The sequence below is a fragment of the Streptomyces aculeolatus genome, from assembly GCF_020400605.1.
In the GTDB taxonomy this organism is placed as follows: domain Bacteria; phylum Actinomycetota; class Actinomycetes; order Streptomycetales; family Streptomycetaceae; genus Streptomyces; species Streptomyces aculeolatus.
This window is the reverse complement of record NZ_JAINRD010000032.1, coordinates 25515-51643: the sequence shown is the minus strand read 5'-3', so window position 1 is coordinate 51643 and position 26129 is coordinate 25515. Positions and strand designations below refer to the sequence as shown.

The window sequence follows — 26129 nt, the reverse complement described above, 5'->3', positions numbered from 1 at the left end:
AGCGGCGGGGGTGCGCCCGGGCCGTAGCGGGGGTCCTCCCGTGGTACTACGGCGTCGCGCGGATGCGGGCCGTGGTCGGACGACCCGCGCGGGCGCGCGGCCTAGCGTCGCCGGTATGACCATCGAAGCACGCGGGCTCACCAAGCGGTACGGCGAGAAGACCGCCGTCGACGACCTGACGTTCACCGTGCGCCCGGGGACCGTGACCGGCTTCCTCGGGCCCAACGGCGCCGGCAAGTCCACCACGATGCGCCTCATCACGGGCCTGGACGCGCCGACGCACGGCTCCGTCACCGTCAACGGGCGGCCGTACGACCGGCATCCGGCGCCCCTCGCCGAGGTGGGGGCGCTGCTGGAGGCGCGGTCCGTGCACACCGGGCGCAGCGCGTACAAGCACCTGCTCGCGCTCGCCCTGACCCACGGCATCCCGCGGGCGCGGGTGGAGGAGGTGATCGAGGCGGTGGGGCTGGCCGGTGCGGCGCGCAGACGCGCCGGCGGGTTCTCGCTGGGCATGGGGCAGCGGCTCGGCATCGCCGCCGCGCTGCTGGCCGACCCGGCGGTCGTCGTGCTCGACGAACCGGTCAACGGCCTCGACCCCGAAGGCGTGCTGTGGATCCGCGGTCTGCTCAAGGACCTGGCGGCCCAGGGCCGCACGGTGTTCGTCTCGTCGCACCTGATGAGCGAGATGGCGCTGACCGCCGAGCACCTGGTCGTCGTCGGCCGCGGCCGGCTGCTCGCGGACACCACGGTGGCGGAGTTCGTACGGTCCGCCGGGCGCGACGAGGTGTCGCTGAGGTCGCCGCAGGCGGGGAGGCTGCGGGAGTTGCTGGCCGGGCCCGGCGTCGAGGTCGCCTCGGACGCGCCGGGCGAGCTGCGCGTGCGCGGCGTCGGCGCCGAGGACATCGGTCTGACGGCCGCGGCGCACGGCGTGCCGCTGTTCGAGCTGACACCCCACCGGGTGTCGCTGGAGGAGGCGTTCATGGAGCTGACCCGGGACGCCGTCGAATACCACGCCCCTGCCCCGGGGCGGACGGAGGAGATCGCCGCATGAGTACCCCGTCCCTGACCGCGCCCGGCCCGGGCGGCACCGGCACCGGTGCCCGCGGCGGCGCCGGATACCGCGTGACGTACCCGCGCGTGCTGCGCTCGGAATGGTCGAAGCTGTGGTCGCTGCGCTCGACGTGGTACTCGCTGGCCGCCGTCGTCGTGCTGACCGCCGGCATCGGGCTCGCCGTCGGCGCCACGTTCACCGACGGCGGCGGCGACGGTCCCCAGGACCCCGTCGAAGTCACCCTGCTGGGCCTGAACTTCGGCCTGCTCATCCTGCCCGTGCTCGGCATCCTCACCACCGCCGGCGAGTGGTCGACGGGGACGGTGCGGGCCACGATGGCGGCCGTGCCGCGCCGGCTGCCGGTGCTGTGGGCCAAGGCGGCCGCCCTCGGCGCGGTGAGCTTCGTCCTGATGCTGGCGACGGCGCTCGCGACGTTCCCGCTGGCGCAGGCGTTCCTCGCCGACACCCCCATCGCCGCCGGCCTCGGCGACCCCGGGGTGGCGCGAGCGCTGGTCACCACGGCCGCGGGGGCGTCGCTGATCACCGTGCTCGGGGTGGCGGCCGGGGCGCTGCTGCGCAGCATCCCGGCGTCGATCGGGGCCTTCGTCGGGGTGCTGATGGTGCTGCCGAACGTGGCGCCGCTGCTGCCGTACGAGTGGGTCGGGGACGCCGTGGCGTACACACCGCTGGCCGCCATGGAACCGCTGGCGGCAGCACACCCGCCGCCCGACCTGCCGACGGTCGGCGCCGCGCTCGTCAGCATCGCCGTCTGGGCGGCGGCGGCGCTGGCCGCGGCGGCGCTGCGGCTCCGGCGTAGTGACGTCTGAGAGTCCGCCGGGCGACCATGGCCCAGGGGCACGCGGCTGCGCGCGGCCGTGACCGGGAGTTCGGGCAGGTGCCGGGCGGGGGACGGCTCCGGCAGGGAACGAGGCGCGGTGCGGAAGGCGGGGACGGCGGTGCGGACGAAGAGGGCGGGAACGGCGCGGGCGGCGTGGGCACGGACGACGGAGAGGACGTCCGCGGGCGGGTCCGCAGCCCCGGCCGCGGGGGCCGTGCCGGCGCCGCCGCCGACGCACCGCATCCACGCCGCCGCGCAGCGCGTACGGGCCTTCGACACCCGTCATCCGGCCGTGTGGGATGCGGGGCTGGCCGTCCTCCTCGCGTTCCCCGGCCTCGTGCAGCTCACCGTCGGCGACTGGCGCGAGGACTCCCGGGACCAGCCCGGCGCGGACGCCGCAGAACTGGCGTCGGTGCCGGTGGCGGTGCCGTGGCTCCTCCAGGCGGGCATGGTGCTGGCGCTGCCGTGGCGCCGGCGGCACCCGTTCGCCGTGTTCTGCGGCGTCGCCGCGCTGACCTTCGTCCACGACGCGTACCACCTGGCACTGGTGTCCGTGGTCGCCCTCGGCGTCGCCCTGCACAACGTCGCACTTCGGCTACCGCTGTCGCGGCTGCTGTGGGTCGCCGCGGTCCTGGCGGTGGACATCGGCGCGGAGACGCTGCGCGAGCCGCCGGAGGACTTCGTCCGCACGTATCTGCCCGTGGTCGCCATCGCCGCGACGATCGTGATGAGCGGCATCACCGTACGCACCCGGCGCGACTACATCGCCTCCCTGCTGGACCGGGCGGACCGGCTGGAGGTCGAGCGCGACCAGCGGGCGCGGCTCGCCGCCGCGGCCGAACGCGCGCGGATCGCCCGGGAGATGCACGACATCGTGGCGCACAACCTCTCGGTGATCGTGGGTCTCGCGGACGGCGGCGCGTACGCGGCCCGCGGCGGCGGCCGGTCGGCGAACGGCACCGGTGGCCGGTCCGCGGAGCGGCCCGCGCAGGCGCTGGAGGCGATCTCCGCCACCGGCCGGGAGGCGCTGGGTGAGCTGCGCCGGCTGCTGGGCGTCCTGCACGAGCCCGGCCCCGGTCCCGCCGACCTCGCGCCGCAGCCGGGCCTGGCGGAGCTGGAGCCGCTGCTCCAGCGGGTGCGGGAGGCGGGGCTGCCGGTGCGCTGTACGGTGCGCGGCGACTCGGGAACGCTGTCCGAGGGACGGCAGTTGACGGTCTACCGCATCGTGCAGGAGGCGCTGACGAACACGCTGAAGCACGGCGGCGCGGGTGCGGCGGCCGAGGTGCGGCTCGACTGCACGGTGGGCGGGGTGGAGATCGTGGTGACGGACACGGGGGCGCCCTCCGGGCGGGGCGGCGGGGACCGGGGCGGGATCGGGGGCGGACAGGTGCGGCGGGACGCGGGACACGGGAGCGGACGGGAGCAGGGAGCCGGGACCGGCGGCACCGCGGGCGGAGGGCAGCCGCCGTACGGCGCCGAGGCGGTGCCCGCCCGCGGCGCGGCGCGCCCGGCCCCGGGCGGCGGTGGAGCCACGGGCGCGGGAGCGGCCCCGTACGGCGGTGAGGCGGCGGGCGGCCGGGGCATCGCCGGTATGCGCGAACGCGCCGCCGTCTACGACGGCACCCTCGCCGCGGGCCCCGCCCCGGGCGGCGGCTGGCGCGTCCACGCGACGCTGCCGCCCCCGGCGGACCCGGGGCCGGGAGCCGATCGCCCGGCCGACTCCGCGTCCGTTCCCGGGCCTTCGCACCCCGCCGCCCCCGCGCCCGGCTCTCCTCCCGCACCCGGCCGCCGGCCCCCGCGGGACTCCCCGTCCGGTGCCGCGTACCCGCCCGGCCCCGCCGGCCCTTCCCCGGAAGGGGCCCCGTGACCAGCGTGCTGATCGTCGACGATCACGCCCTCCAGCGGTTCGGCTTCCGGATGCTGCTGGAGAGCCAGGACGACATGGCCGTCGCCGGCGAGGCCGGCGGGGGCGCGGATGCCGTGCGGCTGGTCGCCGAACTGCGGCCGGACGTCGTCCTCATGGACGTCCGCATGCCCGGTCTCGACGGCATCGAGGCCACCCGCCGCATCGCCGCCTCCGGCGGCCGCACCAGGGTGCTGATCCTGACGACGTTCGACCTCGACGAGTACGCGTTCGCCGGGCTGCGCGCCGGCGCCAGCGGCTTCCTCGTCAAGGACGCGCTGCCGGACGAACTGCTCGCCGGCATCCGCGCGGTGGCCTCCGGCGACGCCGTGGTCGCCCCGGCGCTGACCCGTCGGCTCATCGAGCGCTACGCGCACCTCCTGCCGGCCCCCGAGAAGCCCGCGGGCCCCGACCCGCGGCTCGCCGTGCTCACCGACCGGGAGCGTGAGGTGCTGCGGGCCGTGGCACTGGGCTGGACGAACGGCGAGATCGCCGAGCGGATGCACCTCGCCGAGTCGACCGTCAAGACGCACATCGGCCGGATCCTGGGCAAGACCGGTGCCCGCGACCGCGTGCAGGCGGTGATCTTCGCGTACGACACCCGCCTGGTGCACCCCGGCTGACCCGCCCCGGCTGGCACGGCCCACCGACCCGCCCGCACCGACCCGCCCGCACCGGCCAACCGGCAGGCCCCGCCCGCGGCTTCGGGCGCGGCTCCCCCGCGGCCCGCTACGCCGGTGCGCCGCCCGTCCCCCGCGGCGCCCCCTCCACCACGGGCGGGTCCCCCGCGTCCGGGACCCGGTCGCTCCAGCCGCCCGGCACCGTACGCCCCTGCTGGTCGCGGAAGCGCACCGGCGCCACCCCCACCCGGCGCGTGAACAGCCGGGAGAAATACGCCGGGTCGTCGTACCCCACCCGCCGGGCGACCGCCGCGATCGGCAGCTCTGTGGCGGCCAGCAGCTCCTTCGCCCGCCCGAGCCGTATGCCCAGCAGGTAGTCCTTCGGGCTGCACCCCGCCGCCCGCCGCACCGCCGAGCGCAGCTCCGCCGTCGTCATCCCGTGCCGCGCCGCGTGCTCGGCGACGGACAGCGGCAGGAAGGCGTCGCGGGCCAGCGCCGGCAGCACCGGGTCGCCGTCGGGGGCCATGTCCGCGCGCGACCGCCGCAGCGCGACGAGCAGGTCGTGCACGGCGGCGGACGTCTCGACCTCCAGCATCGGGTTGCCGCGGCGGGCGGCGCGCGCGATGCGGGTGACGACGGTGCGCGGCCCGGTGGCGTCGCTGAGCGGGACCACGGGCCGCTCCGGCTGGACGTAGCCCAGCTCGGTGTACGCGGCCACGGCGGACCCGGTGAAGTCGACGAACGCCTCGTCCCAGCCGGTCGCGGGGTCGGGCCCGTAGTGGTGGACGGTGCCCGGCGTGAGCCAGAGCAGCGCGGGCGCCGCGACGTCCAGCACCGGACCGTCGGCGCCCCGGAACCAGCCGCGTCCGCTGCTGATGACGACGGCGACGTGGTGGTCGAGCGTGCGCGGCCCGACGACCGGCAGGTCGCCGTACTGCAGGCCGACGCCCAGGCAGACCAGGCCGAGTTTGCGGTGCACCGGGCCGGGAGTGAAGTAGCGCATCCACGTGTGGTAGCTCATTCCCCGCCCTCCTCGCCTCGCCGCCGCCGGGTCCGGACACCGCATCCGAGTGCCGAGTCCAAGCACCGTCGATCTTTGTCCATGGACGGGCGGGTGGCCAGGGGGCGAGAGTATCTGCCCGGCAATCGGCGACGAACGGCGGGAATCGGGTGCCTGAGTTCACGGTGGGCGGCGACAGCTTTCTTCTGGACGGGCGGCCGGTGCGGCTGCTGTCCGGGGCCATGCACTACTTCCGGGTGCACGAGGCGCAGTGGGGCCACCGCCTGGCGATGCTGCGCGCGATGGGCCTGAACTGCGTCGAGGCGTACCTCCCGTGGAACCTGCACGAGCCGCGACCCGGCCGCTACGAGGACGTGGCGGCGGCCGGCCGCTTCATCGACGCCGCACAGGCCGCGGGCCTGTGGGTGATCGTCCGCCCGGGCCCGTACATCTGCGCCGAGTGGGAGAACGGCGGGCTGCCGCACTGGCTGACGGGCCCGCTGGGCCCGCGGGTGCGCACGCGCGACTCGGAGTTCCTCGCCGCGGTGGACGACTGGTTCGACGCCGCGGTGCCGCAGGTCGTCGCCCGGCAGGTGACGCGGGGCGGTCCGGTGCTGATGGTGCAGGTGGAGAACGAGTACGGCTCGTACGGCAGCGACCGCGCCTATCTGCGCCACCTCGCCGACGGGCTGCGGGCCCGCGGGGTGACGGTCCCGCTGTTCACCGCGGACGGGCCCGAGGACCACATGCTCACGGCGGGCTCGCTGCCCGGCGTGCCGGCCGCGCTGACCTTCGGCTCGGGCGCCCGGGAGGCGTTCGCGACGCTGCGCAGGCACCGGCCGGACGGGCCGCTGATGTGCGCGGAGTTCTGGTGCGGCTGGTTCGACCACTGGGGTGAGGAGCACGTCGTACGGGAGCCGGCGGACGCGGTGGCGGTGCTGGCGGAGATCCTGGACTGCGGCGCGTCGGTGAACTTCTACATGGCGCACGGCGGCACCAGCTTCGGCGGCTGGGCGGGCGCCAACCGCGCGGGCGGGCTGCACCGCGGCGCGCTCCAGCCGGACGTCACGTCGTACGACTACGGCGCGCCGGTCGACGAGTACGGGCGGCCCACGGCGAAGTTCGAGGCGTTCCGCGAGGTGCTGGCGCGGTACGCGGCCGGCCCCCTCCCCGAGCCGCCGCCCCCGCCCCCGGCGCTCCCGGCGGCCGTGCCGGCGCCGGTCGACGGGTATGTGCCGGCGGCGCGGGTGCTGGCGGCGCTGGGCGGGCCCGAGACGGAGTCGGGGGTGCCGCCGACGTTCGAGGAGCTGGACGTCGACCGCGGGCTGGTCCGCTACCGCTTTCGCATCCCGGGCCCGCGGCAGCCGTACCCGCTGCTGGTCACCGGGCTGCGGGACGTGGCCGTCGCGTATGTGCGGGACGCGGCCGGCGAGCGGCGGATCGCGCTGGCCGGCGAGGAGGCGCCGCTCGGGGACGTCACGGGCCCCGCCGAGGTCGAGGTGTGGGTGGAGTCGCTGGGCCGGGTCAACTACGGCCCGCGGCTCGGGGAGCCGAAGGGGATCACCGGCGGGCTGCTGCACGAGCGCCAGTACGTGCACGGCGTACGGGCCAGGGGGCTGCGCCTGGACGCCCTCGACGACGCGGAGGCGGTGGCGGCGCTCCCGTACGACCCGCCGGACACGGACTGGACGGACGGCACGGACGCCTCGGACGGAGGGGGCAGCGCGGGCGGCGCGGGCCTCTACCGGGCGTCGGCCGAGGTCGCGCACCCCGGCGACGCGGCGCTGGAGCTGCCGGGCTGGGGCCGCGGCTGGGCCTGGGTCAACGGCTTCTGCCTGGGCCGCTACTGGGCCGCGGGCCCGCAGGAGTCGCTGTACGTCCCGGGCCCCGTGCTCCGCACCGGCGCCAACGAGGTGCTGCTGCTGGAACTGGCCGGGCCCGGCGGCGAGCCGGTGCTCGGCCCGCCGCCGCCCTGACCGGTGCGCCTACGCCCCCTCCGACAGCCGCGCGGGGAAGCCTCCGGTGGCCACCGGGCCCCACCGCTCCGGCGTGATCCGGATCAGCGACTTCCCCTGCCGCACCATGGCCTCGCGGTACTCGTCCCAGTCCGGGTGCTCCCCCGAGATGTTGCGGAAGTACTCCACGAACGGCTCCACGTCCTCCGTCGCGTCGATCACGTCGGCGGCGCCGTCAACCTGCACCCACGGCCCGTTCCACTCGTCGGACAGCACGACGATCCCGACCCGCGGGTCCCGCCGCGCGTTGCGCGTCTTGGCCCGCTCCGGGTACGTGGACACCACGATCCGCCCCGCGTCGTCCACCCCGCAGGTCAGCGGCGACGCCTGCGGCGAGCCGTCGGCCCGCCGGGTGAGCAGCAGGGCCCGGTGCCTGGGCCGTACGAAGTCCAGCAGCCCGGCGAGGTCGACACGGGTGTTGGTGGCGATGTTCGGACTCATGCGCGTCACGATACGTCGCCCGCGGACCCGGGGGCGCGGGCCCGTACAGTGGGCGGGAGTCGGACCCTGGGGGTCGCCGGTGGACAGCGCGAGCGAGGTCGTGCACGGCTTTCCGCACCTGCGGACGGTGCAGTCGGCCCTGACGGCGCTGTACCGGCGGCTCACCGCGGACGCCCTGCACGCCGACTTCGCCCTCAGCGTCCCCCCGGCGGACGTGGCCCTGGACGCCGACGAGGACCTGCACCTCGGCGTCCAGCGGGTGGCGCGCGCGCTGGTGCAGCACCTGCGGCTTCCGGACGCCCGCATGATCGTGAGCTTCCGGGAGATGCCGGAGGCGGCGGTGGTGGAGCTGGCGGCGGGCCCGGAGTACTTCATCGAGCTGAACCCGCGCTTCCGCGAGCACCGCCGGGACATCGGCGGGGCGCTCGCGCACGAGGTGATGCACGTCTACCTGGACCGCCTCGGCCTGTCCTTCCAGGACACCGGGGAGAACGAGATCCTCACCGACACCGCGACCGCCTACCTCGGCGCCGGCTGGCTGCTGCTGGACGCCTTCCGGGAGGGCGGCGGCGCCTCGCAGCGGTTCGGCTACCTGACGCCGGAGGAGTTCGGCTACGTCGTCGCCAAGCGCGCCCTCGCCTTCGGCGAGAACCCCGAGGTCTGGTTCACCAGCCCGCAGGCGTACGAGGCGTACACCGCCGGCATGCGCCAGGCCCGCCGGGACGCCGCCCGCCCGCCGCTGACGGCGAGCGGGCGCCTGGGGCGGCACCGGTACACGAGGGACCGCAGGCGCGCGCAGGAGCTGTTCGCGCAGGCGGGCGGCGGCGAGCTGACGACGACGGCCGTCCCCGTCGACGGCTACGCCTTCGAGGACGGCTCCCCGCTGCGGGTGTCGTTCCCGTGCCCCGTCTGCCACCAGCGGATCCGGGTGCCGGTGCGCGGCCACGTACGGGCGCGCTGCGGGCTGTGCAGGACGGTGCTGGAGTGCGACACGTGACCGGCCCGCGAGCCGGTACGCGCCGCTCCCCCTCCCTGAGCCCTTTGAGCCCAGCCTGCGGTCTCAGCCCTTGATCGCCCCGGCCGCCAGCCCGGAGGCCAGCCGCCGCTGCACGATCACGAAGAAGATCAGCACCGGCAGGGTGATCAGCGTGGAGCTGGCCATCACGGGCCCCCACGCGGTGTCGTTCTCGCCGAAGAACTGGTAGATCCCGACGGCCGCCGTGTACTTGTCGCTGTCCTTCATGAACGTGTACGCGAAGACGAACTCGTTCCAGGCGGTGATGAACGCGAACACGCTGGTGGCCACGAGACCGGGCGCCACCAGCGGCAGCAGCACCGACCAGAACATCCGCGGCCAGGTGCAGCCGTCGATGTACGCCGCCTCCTCGACCTCCTTGGGCACGGTGGCGACGAACCCGCGCAGCGTCCAGATCGCGAACGGCAGCGACAGCGCGATGTAGACGATCGTCAGCCCGAGCAGGCTGTTGAGCATCTCGTAGTCGCGCATCTGCAGGAAGAGCGGGATGACCAGCGCCTCCAGCGGCACCATCTGCACGATCAGGATCATGATCAGCACGGAGGTGCGGAACTTGAACCGGAAGCGCGCCACGGCCACGGCCGCGAAGAGCGACAGCGCGGCGGCGGCCAGGATGGTGCCGAGGCCGACGATCGCCGAGTTCAGCAGGTAGCGGTCGAAGTCGCCCTCGTTCCACACCCGGCTGAAGTGCTCGAACGACACGCCGCTCGGCAGTATGTCCGAACCGCGCGAGGAGGCCCGCGGGTCCAGCGCCGTGCTCATCATCCAGTAGACGGGGAAGAGGGTGAAGATCAGCAGTCCCGCGACGGCGGCCGGCAGGCCGATGCGCGAGCCGATCGAGGTGCGTTTCACAGGTCCTCCTCCCCCTGCCGGAAGAGCGTGCGGATGTAGACGAGGGTGATGGCGATGAGCAGCAGCGTGAGCATCACGGCCGCCGCGGCGCCGGCCCCGTAGTCGTTCTTGGCGAACGCCTCGATGTACGAGTACACGCCGAGGTTCATGACCTCCTCGTTGCTGCCGCTGCCGCCCGGCATCAGGAAGATCTGGGTGAAGACCTTGAAGTCCCAGATGGTCGAGAGGATGGTCACGACCAGGAAGATCGGCCGCAGCGCCGGCACGGTGATGCGCCAGAACCGCTGCCAGGCGCTCGCGCCGTCGATCATCCCGGCCTCGTACAGCTCCTTCGGCACGGTCATCAGGCCCGCGAGCACGGTGATGGCGACGAAGGGGAAGCCGTGGTGGATGACGTTCAGGGTGGCGATGGCGTAGAAGCCGAGCCGTTCGGTGAACCAGTTGGTGGTCTCCGGGTCGATCAGCCCGAGGCCGCCGGCGACCTTGCTCATCAGCCCGTCCTCCGGCGCGAACAGCCACACCCAGACGTACGTGCCGGTGACCGCGGGCATCGCCCAGGCGGCCATGATCGCGGTGGAGCAGACCACCCGCCACAGGGTGCCCAGGCGGTTCAGCAGCAGCGCGACGAGGGTGCCGAACCCGACGGTGAGGATGACGCAGGCGAACGCGAAGAACGCCGTGTTCGGCAGGACGGTGCGCCACAGCAGGTCGTTGGAGAGCAGGTCGGCGTAGTTGTCGAAGCCGGTCCAGGTGCCGACGCCGCCGCCGAACTTGACCTCGTAGTCCTGCAGCGACAGCTTGCCGACCTCGATCAGCGGCCACAGCAGCAGCCCGGCGAGCACCACGAGGGAGGGTGCCAGCAGCAGCCACGGCCGGGTCACCGTCACCAGCCGCTTGCGGCGGCGTGCGGCGTCAGCGGAGGCGCGGCCGGGCCGCGACGGCTCCTTGGGGGGAGCCAGCGCGGCCTCGGCGGCAATCGATTCCTTCACGGTGTCTTTCCGTGTCCTTGTCCGAAGTCCGGGTCTACTCGGACTTGGCGAAGATGTCGTCCATCTCGCCGGCGGCCTTGTCCGCGGCCTCCTGGACGCTCTGGTCGCCCTTGAGCACGGACTGCACCAGCTTCAGCACCACCTGGCTGGCCTGGATCTCGCCGTAGGAGGTGGTCTTCGGGACGGTCGCGCCGGCCTCCAGCATCTGCTTGGCGAACGGCTCGACCAGCGGGTCGCCCTCCGCGGCGATCTTCTCCAGCTCGGTGTTGGTGCCCGGGAAGTAGTTCGTCTGCTTGGCCCACTCCGCGGCGTACTTGCCGGTGGTGGCCATCTTGACGTACTCCCAGGCCAGCTCCTTCTTGTCGCTGTCGAAGGTCGACAGGTAGGAGCCGCCGAGGAACGACGGGCTCATGCCGCCGTCCTTGCCGGGGATCGGCGCGGCGCCGAGCTTGCCCTCCAGCTCGGGGGCCTCGTCGATGAAGGTCTTGGGGGTCCAGTTGCCGGAGATCGTCATGGCGACGTTCCCCTTGGTGAACTCCTGGGCCACCTCGTCCTCGCGCCAGGTGGTGACCTTCGCCGGGGACAGGCCGTCCTTCGTCGCCAGGTCGGTGTAGAACTGCAGGCCCTCGACGGACTCCGGCGAGTTGATGGCGGACTTCCAGGTGTCGCCCTCCTGCACGGCGGGCTCGCCGCCCGCGCCCCAGACGAAGGGCATCGCGAACATCTCGGCCCCGCCGGCGACGGGGAACGAGATCATGTCCGGCTCCTCCTTCTTCAGGGTGAGCGCGACGTCACGAAGCTCTTCCCAGGTCGTCGGGGGCTTCAGACCGTGCTTGTCGAAGATGTCCTTGCGGTAGACGAGGCCGCGGACGCCGGCGTACCAGGGCATGCCGTACTGCTTGCCCTCCAGCGTGCCCGCGTCCTTCAGGCCCTCGACCAGGTCCTGGTCGAGCCCGGCCTCCTTGACCTGGTCGGTGACGTCGACCAGACCGCCGGTCTCGGCGAACTGCGGCACCCAGGTCGTACCGACCTCGGCGACGTCCGGCACCTGGTCAGGCCCACCCTCGATCGCAGTGGTGAACTTGCGCTGGGCGCTCTCCCACTGCTGTTCCTCGATGTTGACCTTGGCGCCGGTCTTCTTCTCGAACTCCGCGTTGAGCTTGTCGAAGAACGGCTTGGCGTCGGGGTTGGTCCCCTTCATGATCCAGACGTCGAGGGTCTTGCCCTTGCCGTCCAGTGCGTCACCGCCGCCGTCCCCATCGTCGGAGTCGCTGCCACAGGCAGCGAGCCCCAGCACCATTGCGGCGCTCACGGCGCCGATGACGAACTTCCGCATGAACCGCTCCCGCTCCTCAGTGAGCCGAACCTGAACTTGTCTAGACCAGCAGGACGGTATGGAGTGGTTTAACCAGGGTCAAGGGTGGCTTCGAGGTGATGCCGAACCGTTGTCTGAGGCGTCGCAGAAGCGTCCACTCGACAATTGTCCGACCTTTGGCGTTGCGCGCTGTGCAGCCGAAACTATCATCGCCATTTTCATGACGCACGCCCCCGGCGTACGACCGGGGGCGTGCGTGGAAGCGCTTGCTACCTGCGGGTTGTCAGCTCGCCGCGCTGCTGGAGGCGGTCAGCGTGCAGGCGTCGCCGTTGAGCACGGCGCGCTTCGGCGGCGAAACGTCACCCGTGTGGCTCGCCAGATAGCCCAACGCGACGCTCTCCCCCGGCTCGATCACCGCATTGTGCGTGGCATTGGCCGCCGTGACCATGTCACCGCCCTGGAAGAGGTCGGTGTTCCAGTCCGAGATCACGCTCTGCCCGGCCGCGAGCGGGAACTTCAGGGTCCAGCCGTCGATCGGCGTGCTGCCCGTGTTGGTGAGCGTCAGATCCACGGTCAGGCCCCCGCCCCAGGTCTTGCTGGCGACGTCCAGCCCGCAGGTCGGCTGCTGCCGCCCGAAGTCGACCTTGTGCAGCCCGCCGGGCAGGTCGTTGACGACGTAGAACTCGCCGTCGACGGTCTCGCCGACGTCCGTGACCTGCGTGGGGAACTGGCCGATCTCCGCCTGCCGGTAGCCGCCCGCGCCGTCCGGGCGCAGCGCCCAGACCGCGGAGGAGCAGTAGTCGGTGCCGATGTACGTGCCGCCGAGCAGGTCGGCGTACTGCTCGCCGTGGTAGACCCGGCCGCCGACGACGGCGCAGCCGCCGGTCTGCGGGGAGTAGGTGAAGACCGGGTCGGTGTAGTCGGCGTCCGCGGCGCACTGGGCCTCGTCGAAGACCTCGAAGCCCTCGCGGCAGGACCAGCCGAAGTTCGCACCGGCCTGCTCCGTACGGGCGACGTGGTCGATCTCCTCCCAGCGGCCCTGGCCGACGTCGCCGAGCCAGAGCGAGCCGTCCGCCGGGTCGAAGGAGAACCGCCAGGGGTTACGCAGCCCGTACGCCCAGATCTCCGGGCGCGCGCCCGCCGTGTCCGCGAACGGGTTGTCGTCGGGGACGCAGTACGGCAGGTCGCCGCAGGTCCGGCCGACGTCGATGCGCAGCAGCTTGCCGAGGAGGGTGTCGAGGCGCTGGCCGCTGTCGAACGGGTCGCCGGAGCCGCCGCCGTCGCCGATGGTCCAGTACAGGTAGCCGTCGGGGCCGAAGGCGAGCGTGCCGCCGTTGTGGTTGCTGTACTCGGCGTGCTCCTGGGAGAGCAGCACCTCGATGCCGCCGTCGTCGAGGCCGTAGCGGGCCAGGGTGATCGCGCCGTCGGGCAGCGCGCTGTAGACCACGTACAGGTCCTGCACCTCGGGGAAGGCGGGGTCGGGGACGATGGCGAGCAGCCCGCGCTCGTTGCCGGACTCGTCGACGACGCCGGTGAGGTCGGCGACGGGATCCGGCGCGAGGCCGGTGTCGGGGTGGTACGCGCGGACGGTGCCGCGCTTCTCGGCGATGAACAGCCGGCCGCTGCCGTCGTCGGGCGCGGCGATGTCGATGGGGCGGCGCAGGCCGGAGGCCACCTGGGTGGTGGTCACCGCCAGCTCCTCCAGCGGGACTTCGGCGGCCGGGCCCGATCCGGTGACGGTCGGTTCGGGCGCGGCGGCGGCCGTGAGGGGGGCGAACAGGGCGAGCACGAGGGCGAGGAACAGCGGTGCCGTCGAGCGACGTCTGAGCATGTGGACTCCTGGGAGACATACGGGAGTTGCATGACGGCGCACCTTCCCGGAAGGTATCCGCTGCGCCCCTGCCGCACCAGACCGCATCCATCCCGCCGCAGCCATCCCACCGGCCCCGCCCGCCACCTCGCCCCGGCGCCCCGCGTCCGGACACGCCGAGGCGCCCGCCTCAACGGTCGGGGAGAGGCAGGCGCCGCGGGTCTTGCTGTTCCGTACCTCGTTGTACGGGACATCCCAAGGACATCGTGCGGGTGGAGCCGGGCGTCAGACCACCACTGCCCGGTCCGTCGGCCTGATCGGGGCCGGCAGTTCGCTCGCGCCCGTCAGCATACGGTCCACGCCGCGCGCCGCGGAACGGCCCTCGGCGATCGCCCAGACGATCAGCGACTGGCCGCGCCCGGCGTCGCCGGCGACGAAGACGCCGGGGACGCTGGTGGCGTAGTCGGCGTCGCGCGCGACGTTGCCGCGCGCGTCCAGCTCCAGGCCCAGTTGCTCGACGAGCCCGTTCTCCCGGTCCACGCCGGTGAAGCCCATCGCGAGGGTGACCAGCTCGGCCGGGATCCTGCGCTCGGTGCCCGGTACGGGCTTGAACCCGCCGTCCTCGAACCGCACCTCCACCAGGTGCAGGAAGGCCACGTTGCCGTCCTCGTCGCCCTCGAAGTGGGTGGTCGAGACGGCGTAGACGCGCTCCCCGCCCTCCTCGTGGGCGGAGGTGACCTTGTACGTCATCGGGTACGTCGGCCACGGCTGGCCCTCGGGCCGCTCGTCCGACGGCCGCGGCATGATCTCCAGCTGGGTCACGGACGCCGCGCCCTGCCGGTGCGCGGTGCCGACGCAGTCGGCGCCGGTGTCGCCGCCGCCGATGACCACGACGTGCTTGCCCTCGGCGGAGATCGGCGGTGCGACGTAGTCGCCCTCCTGGACCTTGTTGGCCAGCGGCAGGTACTCCATCGCCTGGTGGATGCCGGCCAGCTCGCGGCCCGGCACCGGCAGGTCGCGCGCGGTGGTGGCGCCGGCGGCGATGACGACGGCGTCGTAGCGCTTGCGCAGCTTGGCGGCGTCGATGTCGCGGCCGATCTCCACGCCCGTACGGAACTTGGTGCCCTCCGCCCGCATCTGCTCGACGCGCCGGTTGATGTGCCGCTTCTCCATCTTGAACTCGGGGATGCCGTACCGCAGCAGCCCGCCGATCCGGTCTGCCCGCTCGTAGACCGCGACCGTGTGCCCGGCCCTGGTCAGCTGCTGCGCGGCGGCCAGGCCCGCGGGGCCCGAGCCGATGACGGCGACCGTCTTGCCCGACAGCCGCTCCGGCGGCTGCGGCGTGACGGCACCGGCCTCCCACGCCTTGTCGATGATGGTGACCTCGACGTTCTTGATGGTCACCGCCGGCTGGTTGATGCCCAGCACGCAGGCCGTCTCGCACGGCGCCGGGCACAGCCGCCCGGTGAACTCCGGGAAGTTGTTGGTCGCGTGCAGCCGCTCGCTGGCGGCGGTCCAGTCCTCCCGGTAGGCGAAGTCGTTCCACTCCGGGATGAGGTTGCCCAGCGGACAGCCGTTGTGGCAGAAGGGGATGCCGCAGTCCATGCAGCGGCCGGCCTGCTTGCTGATGACGGGCAGCAGCGAGCCCGGGACGTAGACCTCGTTCCAGTCCTTGACCCGCTCGGCGACGGGCCGGGTCTCGGCGACCTCGCGGCCGGTGGTCAGGAAGCCCTTGGGGTCAGCCATGGAGCGCAGCCTCCATCATCTTCTCGTGGGTCTGGGCCTCGGTGAGGCCGGCCCGCTCAGCGGCGTCCTTGGCGGTGAGCACTGCCTTGTACGTGGACGGGTAGACCTTGCTGAACCGCGCGACGCCGGCGTCGGGGGCGTCCCAGTCGGCGAGCAGCTTCCCGGCGACGGTCGAGCCGGTCTCCTCGTGGTGGCGGCGCACCACGTCGTGCAGCCATTCCCGGTCGGCGTCGTCGAGCTTCTCGACGGCGGCGAGGTTGCCCTCGTTGACGTTGTCGGGGTCGAGGTCGATGACGTACGCGACGCCGCCGGACATGCCGGCCGCGAAGTTGCGCCCGGTCTCGCCCAGCACGACGGCCTGGCCGCCGGTCATGTACTCGCAGCCGTGGTCGCCGACGCCCTCGGCGACGACGAGCGCGCCGGAGTTGCGCACGCAGAACCGCTCGCCGACCTTGCCGCGCAGGAACATCTCGCCGCCGGTCGCGCCGTAGGCGAGGGTGTTGCCCGCGATGACGCTGTACTCGGCGAGGTGCTCCGCTCCGCGGTCGGGGCGGACCACGAGCCGGCCGCCGGACAGGCCCTTGCCGACGTAGTCGTTGGCGTCGCCCTCCAGCCGCAGCGTGACGCCGCGCGGCACGAAGGCGCCGAACGACTGGCCGGCGGAGCCGGTGAAGGTGATGTCGATCGCGCCGTCGGGCAGTCCTTCGCCGCCGAACTTCTTCGTCACCTCGTGGCCGAGCATGGTGCCGACCGTGCGGTTGATGTTGCGGATCGCCACCCGGGCCCGTACGGGCTGGGCCTCGGCGGCGGACGGCGCGGCGAGCGCGTCGGCGGCGAGCTTGATCAGCTCGTTGTCGAGCGCCTTCTCCAGGCCGTGGTCCTGGCCCGTGACCTGGTAGCGGGAGGCGCCGTCCGGCAGCTCGGGAACGTACAGCAGCGGCTCCAGGTCCAGGCCCTGGGCCTTCCAGTGGTCGACGGCGCGGCTGACGTCCAGCATCTCGGCGTGCCCGACGGCCTCGTCGAGGCTGCGGAAGCCCAGCTCGGCCAGCAGCTCGCGGACCTCCTCGGCGATGAACTCGAAGAAGTTGACGACGTGTTCGGCCTGGCCGGTGTAGCGCTCGCGCAGCACCGGGTTCTGGGTGGCGATGCCGACCGGGCAGGTGTCCAGGTGGCACACGCGCATCATCACGCAGCCGGAGACGACCAGCGGCGCGGTCGCGAAGCCGAACTCCTCGGCGCCCAGCAGCGCGGCCACGACCACGTCGCGGCCGGTCTTGAGCTGGCCGTCGGTCTGCACGACGATGCGGTCGCGCAGCCCGTTGAGCAGCAGCGTCTGCTGGGTCTCGGCGAGGCCCAGCTCCCAGGGGCCGCCCGCGTGCTTGAGCGACGTCAGCGGGGAGGCGCCGGTGCCGCCGTCGTGGCCGGAGATCAGCACCACGTCGGCGTGCGCCTTGGACACCCCGGCCGCGACCGTGCCGACGCCGACCTCGCTGACCAGCTTCACGTGGATGCGGGCCTGCGGGTTGGCGTTCTTCAGGTCGTGGATGAGCTGCGCCAGGTCCTCGATCGAGTAGATGTCGTGGTGCGGCGGCGGCGAGATGAGGCCGACGCCGGGCGTGGAGTGCCGGGTCCTGGCCACCCACGGGTACACCTTGTGGCCGGGCAGCTGGCCGCCCTCGCCGGGCTTCGCGCCCTGCGCCATCTTGATCTGGATGTCGTCGGCGTTGACCAGGTACTCGCTGGTGACGCCGAAGCGGCCGGAGGCGACCTGCTTGATCGCCGAGCGCCGCCGCGGGTCGTACAGCCGGTCGGCGTCCTCGCCGCCCTCGCCGGTGTTGGACTTGCCGCCGAGCTGGTTCATCGCGATGGCCAGCGTCTCGTGCGCCTCCCGCGAGATGGAGCCGTACGACATGGCGCCGGTGGAGAACCGCTTGACGATCGCGGCGACGGGCTCGACCTCGTCCAGCGGCACCGACGGGCGGTCGGACGCCAGCCGGAACAGGCCGCGCAGCGTCATCAGCCGCTCGGACTGCTCGTCCACGCGCTGCGTGTACTGCTTGAAGATGTCGTAGCGGCGGGTGCGGGTGGAGTGCTGGAGCCGGAAGACCGTGTCCGGGTCGAACAGGTGCGGCTCGCCCTCGCGGCGCCACTGGTACTCGCCGCCGATCTCCAGGTTGCGGTGCGCCGGGGCGATGCCGGAGGCGGGGTACGCCTTGGCGTGCCGGGCGGCGACCTCCCGGGCGATGACGTCGAGGCCGGCGCCGCCGATCTTCGACGTGGTGCCGTGGAAGTACGTGTCCACGAACTCCTGGTCCAGGCCGATGGCCTCGAAGACCTGCGCACCGCGGTACGAGGCGACGGTGGAGATGCCCATCTTGGACATCACCTTCAGCACGCCCTTGCCCAGTGCCTTGATCAGGTTGCGGATGGCTGTCTGCGAGTCGCCGTCCGGGTCCGCCTCGATGAACGTGCCGGCACGGACGAGGTCCTCGACGGACTCCATCGCCAGGTACGGGTTGACCGCGGCGGCCCCGTAGCCGATGAGCAGCGCGACGTGGTGCACCTCGCGCACGTCGCCGGCCTCGACCAGCAGGCCGACCTGGGTGCGCTGCTTGGTGCGGATCAGGTGGTGGTGGACGGCCGAGGTGAGCAGCAGCGACGGGATCGGCGCGTGCTCGGCGTCGGAGTGCCGGTCGGAGAGGACCAGCAGCCGGGCGCCGGAGTCGATGGCCGCGTCGACCTCGGCGCAGACCTCCGCCAGCCGGTCGGCGAGCGCCCGGCCGCCGCCCTGCACGCGGTAGAGGCCGGAGAGCGTCACGGACTTGAAGCCCGGCATGTCGCCGTCGGCGTTGACGTGGATGAGCTTGGCCAGCTCGTCGTTGTCCAGGACGGGGAAGGGCAGCGTCACCGTGCGACAGGACGCGGGCGTGGGCTCGAGCAGGTTGGCCTGCGGCCCGAGCGCCGAGTGCAGCGAGGTGACCAGCTCCTCGCGGATCGCGTCCAGCGGCGGGTTGGTGACCTGCGCGAAGAGCTGCGTGAAGTAGTCGAAGATCAGCCGCGGCCGGTCCGAGAGGCCCGCGAGCGGGGTGTCGGAGCCCATGGAGCCGATCGGCTCCGCGCCGGTGCGCGCCATCGGCGCGAGCAGGACGCGCAGCTCCTCCTCGGTGTAGCCGAAGGTCTGCTGGCGGCGGGTGACCGAGGCGTGGGTGTGCACGATGTGCTCGCGCTCGGGCAGCTCCGGCAGCGCGACGGTGCCGGCGTCCAGCCAGTCCCCGTACGGGTGCTCCGCGGCCAGCTCCGCCTTGATCTCGTCGTCCTCGACGATGCGGTGCTGCGCGGTGTCGACCAGGAACATCCGGCCGGGCTGCAGCCGGCCCTTGCGCACGACGCGGTCCGGGTCGAAGTCGAGCACGCCGACCTCGGAGGCGAGCACGACCAGGCCGTCGTCGGTGACCCAGTAGCGGCCGGGGCGCAGGCCGTTGCGGTCCAGCACGGCGCCGACGAGGGTGCCGTCGGTGAAGCTGACGCCGGCCGGGCCGTCCCAGGGCTCCATGACGGTGGAGTGGTACTGGTAGAACGCGCGCCGGGCCGGGTCCATGGAGTCGTGGTTCTCCCACGCCTCCGGGATCATCATCAGCATCGCGTGCGGCAGCGACCGGCCGCCCAGGTGCAGCAGCTCCAGCACCTCGTCGAAGGAGGCGGTGTCGGAGGCGTCGGGGGTGCAGATCGGGAAGACGCGCTCCAGGTCGTGCGCGCCGAACAGCTCCGAGTAGAGCTGGGACTCGCGCGCGCGCATCCAGTTGCGGTTGCCCTTGACCGTGTTGATCTCGCCGTTGTGCGCGATGTAGCGGTACGGGTGGGCCAGCGGCCAGCTCGGGAAGGTGTTGGTGGAGAACCGGGAGTGCACGACGCCGATGGCGGTGGTCAGCCGGCGGTCCGACAGGTCGGGGAAGAACGGCTCCAGCTGCCCGGTGGTCAGCATGCCCTTGTAGACCAGGGTGCGCGAGGACAGCGAGGGGAAGTACACGTCGGTCTCGCGCTCGGCGCGCTTGCGCAGCACGAACGCGGACCGGTCCAGCTCGATGCCGCTCTTGCGGGCCGCCGGGTCGGCGCTCTCGACGAAGAGCTGGGCGAACGAGGGCATGGTCGCGCGGGCGCCGGCGCCGAGCAGCTCGGGTGCGACGGGCACCTCGCGCCAGCCGAGGACGGCGAGGCCCTCCTCGGCCGCGATGGCCTCGACGCGCTCGCGTACGGCGGCGGCCTCGTCCTCGGCCACGGGCAGGAAGGCCATGCCGACGGCGTACGAGCCGGCGGCCGGCAGCGGGAAGTCGGCGGCCGCACGCAGGAAGGCGTCCGGGACCTGCAGCAGGATGCCGGCGCCGTCGCCGGTGTCCGGGTCGGAGCCGGTGGCACCGCGGTGCTCCAGGTTGCGCAGCACCGTCAGCGCCTGCTGGACGAGTGCGTGGCTGGCCTCCCCGCTCAGCGTGGCGACGAAGCCGACCCCGCAGGCGTCGTGCTCGTACCGGGGGTCGTACAGCCCCTGCGCTGCAGGGCGGGCCGCCTGGGATGCGTGCCGCATCGGCTCTCCCGTCGTCGTCGTGGCAGTGATGCGTGCCGAGGGACGACGTTGGCCCTGGCCGAAATTTCGTGCAGGTTACATGATGACCTGCAGCTCAGGAAGCGGATACCGCGTATCAGCATCCGGACACCCCTGGTCGGGGAGTGCACCCCGCCGAGCGGGGGATCTGCACGGTTCGTGCAGGAGGAAGCGCGGGCGGCACTGCCCGCGGTTCCCGTCACATGCCCGCGCAGGTCCGGTTCGAAACGCTGCGGTAATAGATCAGGAGTGCGGGCAGGTCGCTTTCGAGGATACGGGATTCGGCCGGGCCCGCGGCCCGGCGGTCAGCCCCCGACGGCGGCCCCGAAGAGCGCGCCCAGACCGTACGTCACGGCCGCCGCGGACCCGCCGAGCAGCAGCTGCCGCAGCCCGCTGTACCACCAGCTGCGGGCCGTGATGCGGGCCACCATCGCGCCGCAGGCGAAGAGCCCGGCCAGCGCGAGCAGCACCGCGGGCCACAGCGCGGTGGCGCCCAGCAGGTACGGCAGCACCGGCAGCATGGCGCCGACGGCGAACGACCCGAACGACGACAGCGCCGCGACGGTCGGCGAGGGCAGGTCGCCCGGGTCGACGCCCAGCTCCTCGCGGGCGTGGATCTCCAGCGCCTGCTCCGGGTCCCGCATGAGCTGCTTCGCCACCTCGGTGGCCAGCTCGGGGTCCACCCCGCGGGACTCGTACAGGTCGCTCAGCTCGCGCTGCTCGTCCTCCGGGTGCCGGTGCAGCTCGCGCCGCTCCACGTCCAGCTCGGCGAGGACCAGCTCGCGCTGGGAGGCGACCGAGGTGTACTCCCCCGCGGCCATCGAGAACGCGCCGGCCGCCAGCCCCGCGAGGCCGGTCAGCACGATGGTCCTCGACGAGACCGAGCCGCCGGCCACGCCGGTGATCAGCGCGAGGTTCGACACCAGTCCGTCCATCGCACCGAAGACGGCCGGCCGCAGCCAGCCGCCGGTGACGTCGCGGTGGGTGTGGCCGTGCCGCTCGGCCGGCCGGCCCGCCTGCAGCCCCGCGGACATGGGATCGCGCTCCCCTCGTCGATCTTCAGTTCGACGATACGCGCGGTCCCGGGCGCCCGCCAGCAAGGCAGGCCGTACTCACCTGGGGAGACGCCCTCCGTGCCGCGTGCGTGCGGGGCGGTGTGTCCCGGGGGTTTGCCGGACAGAATCCAGGAGGCGCTCCGGCCGGGACACCCGGGCCGGACACGGGCGGGGCCGTCGCCGCGGGTGCGGTGACGGCCCTGCCGTACGCGTGCTGCGCGGGGCGGCTACGTGTGGCGGCCGCGTTCGCCGGACGGCGGGTCGCCGGCGGTCTTGGCCTCGGCCGCCACGGCGGGCTCGGGCTCCGGCCCGGCCTCGGCCGCGTCACCGGGCTCGTCCGCCTTCCCGGAGTCCTGCGCGTCGGCGGACTTCGCCGAGCCGCCGTCCCCGGGCTCGCCGTCCGCAGCACCCGGCTCCACGACCTCCTCGCGGCCCGGCCGCTTCTTCGCCGAGACCACGATGTAGACCACCGCGGCGGCGAAGACCAGGATCGACGTCCAGACGTTGAGACGCAGCCCGAGGACGTCGTGCGCCTCGTCCACGCGCATGTACTCGATCCAGCCGCGGCCCGCCGTGTACCCCGCGACGTAGAGCGCGAAGGCCCGGCCGTGGCCGAGGCGGAAGCGCCGGTCGGCCCAGATCACCAGCAGCGCGACGCCGATGCACCACAGCGACTCGTACAGGAAGGTCGGGTGGAAGGTCTCCGCGGTGCCGGTGACGGAGTGCTCCGCGTCGATCTCGACGGCCCAGGGGACGTCGGTCTGCTTGCCGTACAGCTCCTGGTTGAACCAGTTGCCCCAGCGGCCCAGGGCCTGCGCGAGCGCGATGCCGGGCGCGACGGCGTCGGCGTAGGGGGGCATCGCGATGCCGCGGCGGCGGCAGCCGATCCACACGCCCAGCGCGCCCATCGCGATGGCGCCCCAGATGCCGAGGCCGCCCTCCCAGATCTCGAAGGCCTTGACCCAGTCGCCGCCCTCGCCGAAGTACGGCTCGGGGGTCGTGACGACGTGGTAGAGCCGGCCGCCGACGAGGCCGAAGGGCACGGCCCAGATGGCGATGTCCGCGACGGTCCCCGCCCGGCCGCCGCGCTCGATCCAGCGGCGTCCGCCGAGCCAGATGGCGACGAAGATGCCGAGGAGGATGGCGAGGGCGTAACCGCGCAGCGGGAGCGGTCCGAGGTGCCAGACGCCGTCGGAAGGGCTGGGGATGTATGCGAGATCCATAGCAGCACCGACGGTACCGTGCCGCAGCGCGGCGCGGGGACCCCGCGGGGGCAACGGCTCCGTAACTCTCCGCGAGTACGGGCGCCGCGCCCCCGGCGGCTCAGTCCTTGCCGGCGTCCTCGACGAGCTGCTTGAAGCTCGCCGGGGAGAGGTTCGCGCCCTGGCCGTAGATGTTCTCGCCGTCCAGCAGGACGGTGGGCGTCGAGTTGTGGCCGGACTTGCCGAACGCCTCGTCGGAGGCGTCGACCCAGCCGTCGTACCTGCCGTCGTCGACGCAGGCGTCGAAGCGCTTGCCGCTCAGCCCGTCGACCTTGCCCGCCAGCTCCTTCAGGTGCCCCTTGTCGGCGAAGGCGTCGTCGGACTCCGGCGGCTGGTTGCGGAAGAGCACGTCGTGGTACGGGACGAACTTGCCGGCGTCCTGGGCGCAGGCGGCGGCGTTGGCGGAGTTCCGCGAGCCGGTTCCGCCGAAGTTGCCGTCGATGAGCTTGACCAGGCGGTACTCGGTGCGCAGCTTCCCGGCGTCCTCCAGCTCGTTGATCGTCTTGCTGAAGCCGGCCTCGAACTGGCCGCACGCCGGGCAGCGGAAGTCCTCGTACACGGTGAGGGCGGCCGGGGCGTCCGCCTTCCCCGCGGGCAGCGCGAGCCGGTCCTTGCCGACGGCGCCCTTCGGGAACGCGACGGGCTTGCCGCCGTCGTCGTCGCCGCTGTTCTGGCCGATGAGGATGCCGACGACCGCGACCACGGCGAGCACCCCGACCACCGCGGCGAGCACGACGAGCATGCGCCGCTGCCTGTCCTTGGACTTCTGCCGCTCGCGCTCGGCCTGCATCCGCTCGCGGGCACTGCGCTTTCCCTGAGGGTTGTTCTCGCTCACGCCCGGCTATAACGAGGGACCCGCCGCCCGGTGACGGATCAGAACACCTGCCCGTACTGCAGGTACGCGGCGGCGGCGGAGAGCACCAGCACGACCGAGACGACGACGAAGCCGACGGCGAAGGCGCGCGGCACCGGCGCCTCGGGCATCCGCGGGCGCAGGCGGCGCCTGCGCCGCGGGCGCGGGGCCGCCTCGCGCCGCGCGTCGTCGGCGGCGAGGCGCTCCGTGACCTCGTACCACCGCGCGGAGTGCTCCTTCGGCGCGGTGTCCTCTATCTGACCCAGGGAGTCCTTCTGGAACCGATCCCATATGTCCTCGGGCAGACGCGGTTCGTCGTCGGCGCCGGGCTGCTTGCCGGCCATCGGGCCCTCCCCAGTGCGGCACGGATTGCTCCCTTCCAGGATCGCACGTCCGTACGCACCGCGGAGGGCCCTGTGGACGACCGCGGCAGGCCGTCAGGCCCGCCGGCGCACCCCCGCGGCCAGCTCGCCCGCCAGCTCGCGCACCGACGCGAGGCCGGCCTCGTGGTCGTCACCCGCGGCCAGCAGCCGCTTGACGAACGCCGAGCCGACGATCACGCCGTCGGCGAACGCGGCGACCTCGGCCGCCTGCTCCGCCGTGGAGACGCCGAGGCCGACGCAGACGGGCAGGCCGCCGTCCCGTACCGCCTCGGTGGCGCGGGTGCGGCGGACCAGGTCCTGGGCCTCGCGGCCCACGGATTCGCGGGTGCCGGTGACGCCCATCAGCGACGCGGCGTAGACGAAGCCGCTGCCGGCCGCCGTGATGGCCGAGAGCCGCTGCTCGCGGCTGCTGGGGGCGACCACGAAGACCGTGGCCAGGCCGTGCTTGCCGGCCGCCTGCCGCCACGGATCCGACTCCTCGACGGGCAGGTCGGGCAGGATGCAGCCGGCGCCGCCCGCCGCGGCCAGGTCCTCGGCGAAGCGCTCGGGGCCGTAGCGGTCGACCGGGTTCCAGTACGTCATGCAGAGCACGGGCGCGTCCGTCGCGGACTGCACCTCGGCGACCGTGCGGATCACGTCCTTGATGCGCAGCCCGCCGCGCAGCGCGATGTCGTCGGCGGTCTGGATCACCGGGCCGTCCAGCACGGGGTCGCTGTGCGGCAGGCCGACCTCGACGGCGTCGCAGCCGCCTTCGAGCATGGCCGTCATGGCCCGTACGCCCGTGTCCACGTCCGGGAAGCCGGCGGGCAGGTAGCCGATGAGGGCCGCCCGGTCCTCCGCCTTCGCGGCGGCGAGCACGGCGTCGAGCCGCGCGATGTTGCCCGTCACCGGTCCGCCTCCTCGGCGTCGTAGAGCCCGAAGTAGCGGGCGGCGGTGTCCATGTCCTTGTCGCCGCGGCCGGAGAGGTTGACGACGACCAGGCCGTCGGGGCCCAGCTCCCGGCCGACCTGGAGCGCGCCGACGAGCGCGTGCGCGCTCTCGATGGCCGGGATGATGCCCTCGGTGCGCGACAGCAGCCGCAGCGCCTCCATGGCCTCGTCGTCGGTCACGGCCCGGTACTCGGCGCGGCCGGCGTCCTTGAGGTAGGCGTGCTCGGGGCCGACGCCGGGGTAGTCGAGGCCGGCGGAGATCGAGTACGGCTCGGTGATCTGGCCGTCCTCGTCCTGCAGCACGTACGACCGGGAGCCGTGCAGGATCCCGGGCTCGCCGAGGCTGAGGGTGGCGGCGTGCTCGCCGCTGGTCAGGCCGTGCCCGGCGGGCTCGCACCCGACGAGGCGCACGGCGGGGTGCGGCAGGAAGGCGTGGAAGAGGCCGATGGCGTTGGAGCCGCCGCCGACGCAGGCGACGGCCGCGTCGGGCATCCGGCCCGTGCGGTCGAGCAGCTGCTGCCGGGCCTCGATGCCGATCACCCGGTGGAAGTCGCGGACGAGCGCCGGGAAGGGGTGCGGGCCGGCGACCGTGCCGAAGAGGTAGTGGGTGCGGTCGACGTTGGCGACCCAGTCGCGGAAGGCCTCGTTGATGGCGTCCTTCAGGGTGCGGCTGCCGGACTTCACCGGGATGACCTCGGCGCCGAGGATCCGCATCCGGGCGACGTTGAGCGCCTGCCGCTCGGTGTCGATCTCGCCCATGTAGACGGTGCACTCCAGGCCGAGGAGGGCGCAGGCGGTGGCGGTGGCCACGCCGTGCTGGCCCGCGCCGGTCTCGGCGATGACGCGGGTCTTGCCCATGCGGCGGGTGAGCAGGGCCTGGCCGAGCACGTTGTTGATCTTGTGCGAGCCGGTGTGGTTGAGGTCCTCGCGCTTGAGGAAGACCCGGGCCCCGCCGGCCTGTTCGGCGAAGCGCGGCACCTCGGTGAGCGGGCTGGGCCGGCCGGTGTAGTTGACCAGCAGGTCGTTCAGCTCGGCGACGAACGCGTCGTCGGTCTTGGCCTTCTCGTACGCGACGGCGACCTCGTCGACGGCCGCGCGCAGCGCCTCGGGGATGAACTTGCCGCCGTACGCACCGAAGTATCCCTCGGCGGTCGGCACCTGACGTTCTGGGTCAGGGATGAAGAAGTCTGTGGGCATGGCTGATCCTCGGTCGGAACGGATGGCGGACGGCGTGGGGACACGCCGCGTGCCATCGCATGCCGTTGATCTGCCCGGGCTCGGCCCCGATGTGGTACCGCACGCGCCGGCCGCGTACGCGCCGCGCCGGCGCGCGGCAGCCCCGCGGCCGGCAGCCGCGGGCGAGGACGCCTCCCTCCGGGGGGAACCCGGTGCGCACGGTACGGCGAACGCCCGCCGCGGCCGGGGCCGGGGAGC

At 73.3% G+C, this 26129-nt stretch carries 21 protein-coding genes; 6 read left to right on the top strand and 15 right to left on the bottom strand.

Annotation, left to right across the window (positions count from 1 at the left end):
• The first annotated feature begins 115 nt into the window (after positions 1–115).
• The 4 genes from LG396_RS35420 to LG396_RS35405 all read left to right on the top strand — a co-directional run bounded on the left by LG396_RS35420 (position 116) and on the right by LG396_RS35405 (position 4415).
• Positions 116–1051: an ABC transporter ATP-binding protein gene (locus LG396_RS35420; RefSeq protein WP_018852337.1), complete on the top strand. Its 936-nt coding sequence runs from the start codon at positions 116–118 to the stop codon at positions 1049–1051.
• Positions 1048–1878: an ABC transporter permease gene (locus LG396_RS35415; protein ID WP_225797857.1), complete on the top strand. Its 831-nt coding sequence runs from the start codon at positions 1048–1050 to the stop codon at positions 1876–1878. The genes LG396_RS35420 and LG396_RS35415 overlap by 4 nt, the downstream gene beginning before the upstream one ends.
• Positions 1879–1986: 108 nt before the next feature.
• Positions 1987–3756, top strand: a complete 1770-nt coding sequence (locus LG396_RS35410; protein WP_372483627.1) for a sensor histidine kinase — start codon at positions 1987–1989, stop codon at positions 3754–3756.
• On the top strand, positions 3753–4415 hold the full coding sequence (locus LG396_RS35405) for a response regulator (RefSeq protein WP_225797855.1): 663 nt from the start codon (positions 3753–3755) through the stop codon (positions 4413–4415). Before LG396_RS35410 ends, LG396_RS35405 begins: the two co-directional genes overlap by 4 nt.
• A 106-nt stretch (positions 4416–4521) precedes the next feature.
• On the opposite strand, the gene LG396_RS35400 is transcribed toward LG396_RS35405, so the two are convergent.
• Positions 4522–5433, bottom strand: a complete 912-nt coding sequence (locus LG396_RS35400) for a helix-turn-helix domain-containing protein (protein WP_018835601.1) — start codon at positions 5431–5433, stop codon at positions 4522–4524.
• Between the two features lie 149 nt (positions 5434–5582).
• Here LG396_RS35400 and LG396_RS35395 point away from each other — a divergent pair, with 149 nt between their 5' ends.
• On the top strand, positions 5583–7388 hold the full coding sequence (locus LG396_RS35395; protein ID WP_225797854.1) for a glycoside hydrolase family 35 protein: 1806 nt from the start codon (positions 5583–5585) through the stop codon (positions 7386–7388).
• 9 nt (positions 7389–7397) lie between these two features.
• Here the strand turns inward: LG396_RS35395 and LG396_RS35390 are convergent, their stop codons facing one another.
• A complete protein-coding gene (locus LG396_RS35390; protein WP_225797853.1) occupies positions 7398–7868 on the bottom strand; it encodes a PPOX class F420-dependent oxidoreductase in 471 nt (156 codons plus the stop codon).
• A 79-nt stretch (positions 7869–7947) separates the two neighbouring features.
• Between LG396_RS35390 and LG396_RS35385 the strand changes: the two genes are divergently transcribed.
• Positions 7948–8865 carry a hypothetical protein gene (locus LG396_RS35385; protein ID WP_225797852.1) on the top strand — a complete coding sequence of 306 codons (918 nt, stop codon included), beginning with the start codon at positions 7948–7950 and terminating at the stop codon, positions 8863–8865.
• Positions 8866–8928: 63 nt separating this feature from the next.
• Here LG396_RS35385 and LG396_RS35380 read toward each other — a convergent pair whose 3' ends face one another.
• From LG396_RS35380 to trpM, 13 genes are all read right to left on the bottom strand, one after another.
• Positions 8929–9756, bottom strand: coding sequence for a carbohydrate ABC transporter permease (locus tag LG396_RS35380; RefSeq protein WP_018835597.1), 828 nt, complete (start codon positions 9754–9756; stop codon positions 8929–8931).
• The gene (locus tag LG396_RS35375; RefSeq protein WP_225797851.1) at positions 9753–10745 is read right to left on the bottom strand and encodes a carbohydrate ABC transporter permease; all 993 of its coding nucleotides are present in this window, start codon (positions 10743–10745) and stop codon (positions 9753–9755) included. Before LG396_RS35375 ends, LG396_RS35380 begins: the two co-directional genes overlap by 4 nt.
• Before the next feature lie 34 nt (positions 10746–10779).
• Positions 10780–12081: a sugar ABC transporter substrate-binding protein gene (locus tag LG396_RS35370; protein ID WP_018835595.1), complete on the bottom strand. Its 1302-nt coding sequence runs from the start codon at positions 12079–12081 to the stop codon at positions 10780–10782.
• Between the two features lie 262 nt (positions 12082–12343).
• On the bottom strand, positions 12344–13891 hold the full coding sequence (locus LG396_RS35365) for a PQQ-dependent sugar dehydrogenase (protein ID WP_225797850.1): 1548 nt from the start codon (positions 13889–13891) through the stop codon (positions 12344–12346).
• A 264-nt stretch (positions 13892–14155) separates the two neighbouring features.
• Positions 14156–15616: a glutamate synthase subunit beta gene (locus LG396_RS35360; protein WP_018835593.1), complete on the bottom strand. Its 1461-nt coding sequence runs from the start codon at positions 15614–15616 to the stop codon at positions 14156–14158.
• Positions 15609–20195, bottom strand: coding sequence for a glutamate synthase large subunit (gltB, locus tag LG396_RS35355; protein ID WP_225797849.1), 4587 nt, complete (start codon positions 20193–20195; stop codon positions 15609–15611). Before gltB ends, LG396_RS35360 begins: the two co-directional genes overlap by 8 nt.
• Positions 20196–20518: 323 nt before the next feature.
• Positions 20519–21247, bottom strand: coding sequence for a VIT1/CCC1 transporter family protein (locus LG396_RS35350; RefSeq protein WP_225797848.1), 729 nt, complete (start codon positions 21245–21247; stop codon positions 20519–20521).
• 248 nt (positions 21248–21495) lie between these two features.
• Positions 21496–22491, bottom strand: coding sequence for a prolipoprotein diacylglyceryl transferase (lgt, locus tag LG396_RS35345; RefSeq protein ID WP_225797847.1), 996 nt, complete (start codon positions 22489–22491; stop codon positions 21496–21498).
• A 100-nt stretch (positions 22492–22591) separates the two neighbouring features.
• Positions 22592–23365 carry a DsbA family protein gene (locus LG396_RS35340; protein ID WP_308190151.1) on the bottom strand — a complete coding sequence of 258 codons (774 nt, stop codon included), beginning with the start codon at positions 23363–23365 and terminating at the stop codon, positions 22592–22594.
• 38 nt (positions 23366–23403) lie between these two features.
• Positions 23404–23727, bottom strand: coding sequence for a hypothetical protein (locus LG396_RS35335; RefSeq protein WP_027745716.1), 324 nt, complete (start codon positions 23725–23727; stop codon positions 23404–23406).
• Positions 23728–23820: 93 nt separating this feature from the next.
• Positions 23821–24654: a tryptophan synthase subunit alpha gene (gene trpA, locus LG396_RS35330; RefSeq protein ID WP_018835587.1), complete on the bottom strand. Its 834-nt coding sequence runs from the start codon at positions 24652–24654 to the stop codon at positions 23821–23823.
• Positions 24651–25892, bottom strand: coding sequence for a tryptophan synthase subunit beta (trpB, locus tag LG396_RS35325; RefSeq protein ID WP_037750772.1), 1242 nt, complete (start codon positions 25890–25892; stop codon positions 24651–24653). Before trpB ends, trpA begins: the two co-directional genes overlap by 4 nt.
• Positions 25867–26091 carry a tryptophan biosynthesis modulator TrpM gene (gene trpM / locus LG396_RS39860; RefSeq protein ID WP_308190152.1) on the bottom strand — a complete coding sequence of 75 codons (225 nt, stop codon included), beginning with the start codon at positions 26089–26091 and terminating at the stop codon, positions 25867–25869. The genes trpB and trpM overlap by 26 nt, the downstream gene beginning before the upstream one ends.
• Positions 26092–26129 lie beyond the last annotated feature (38 nt).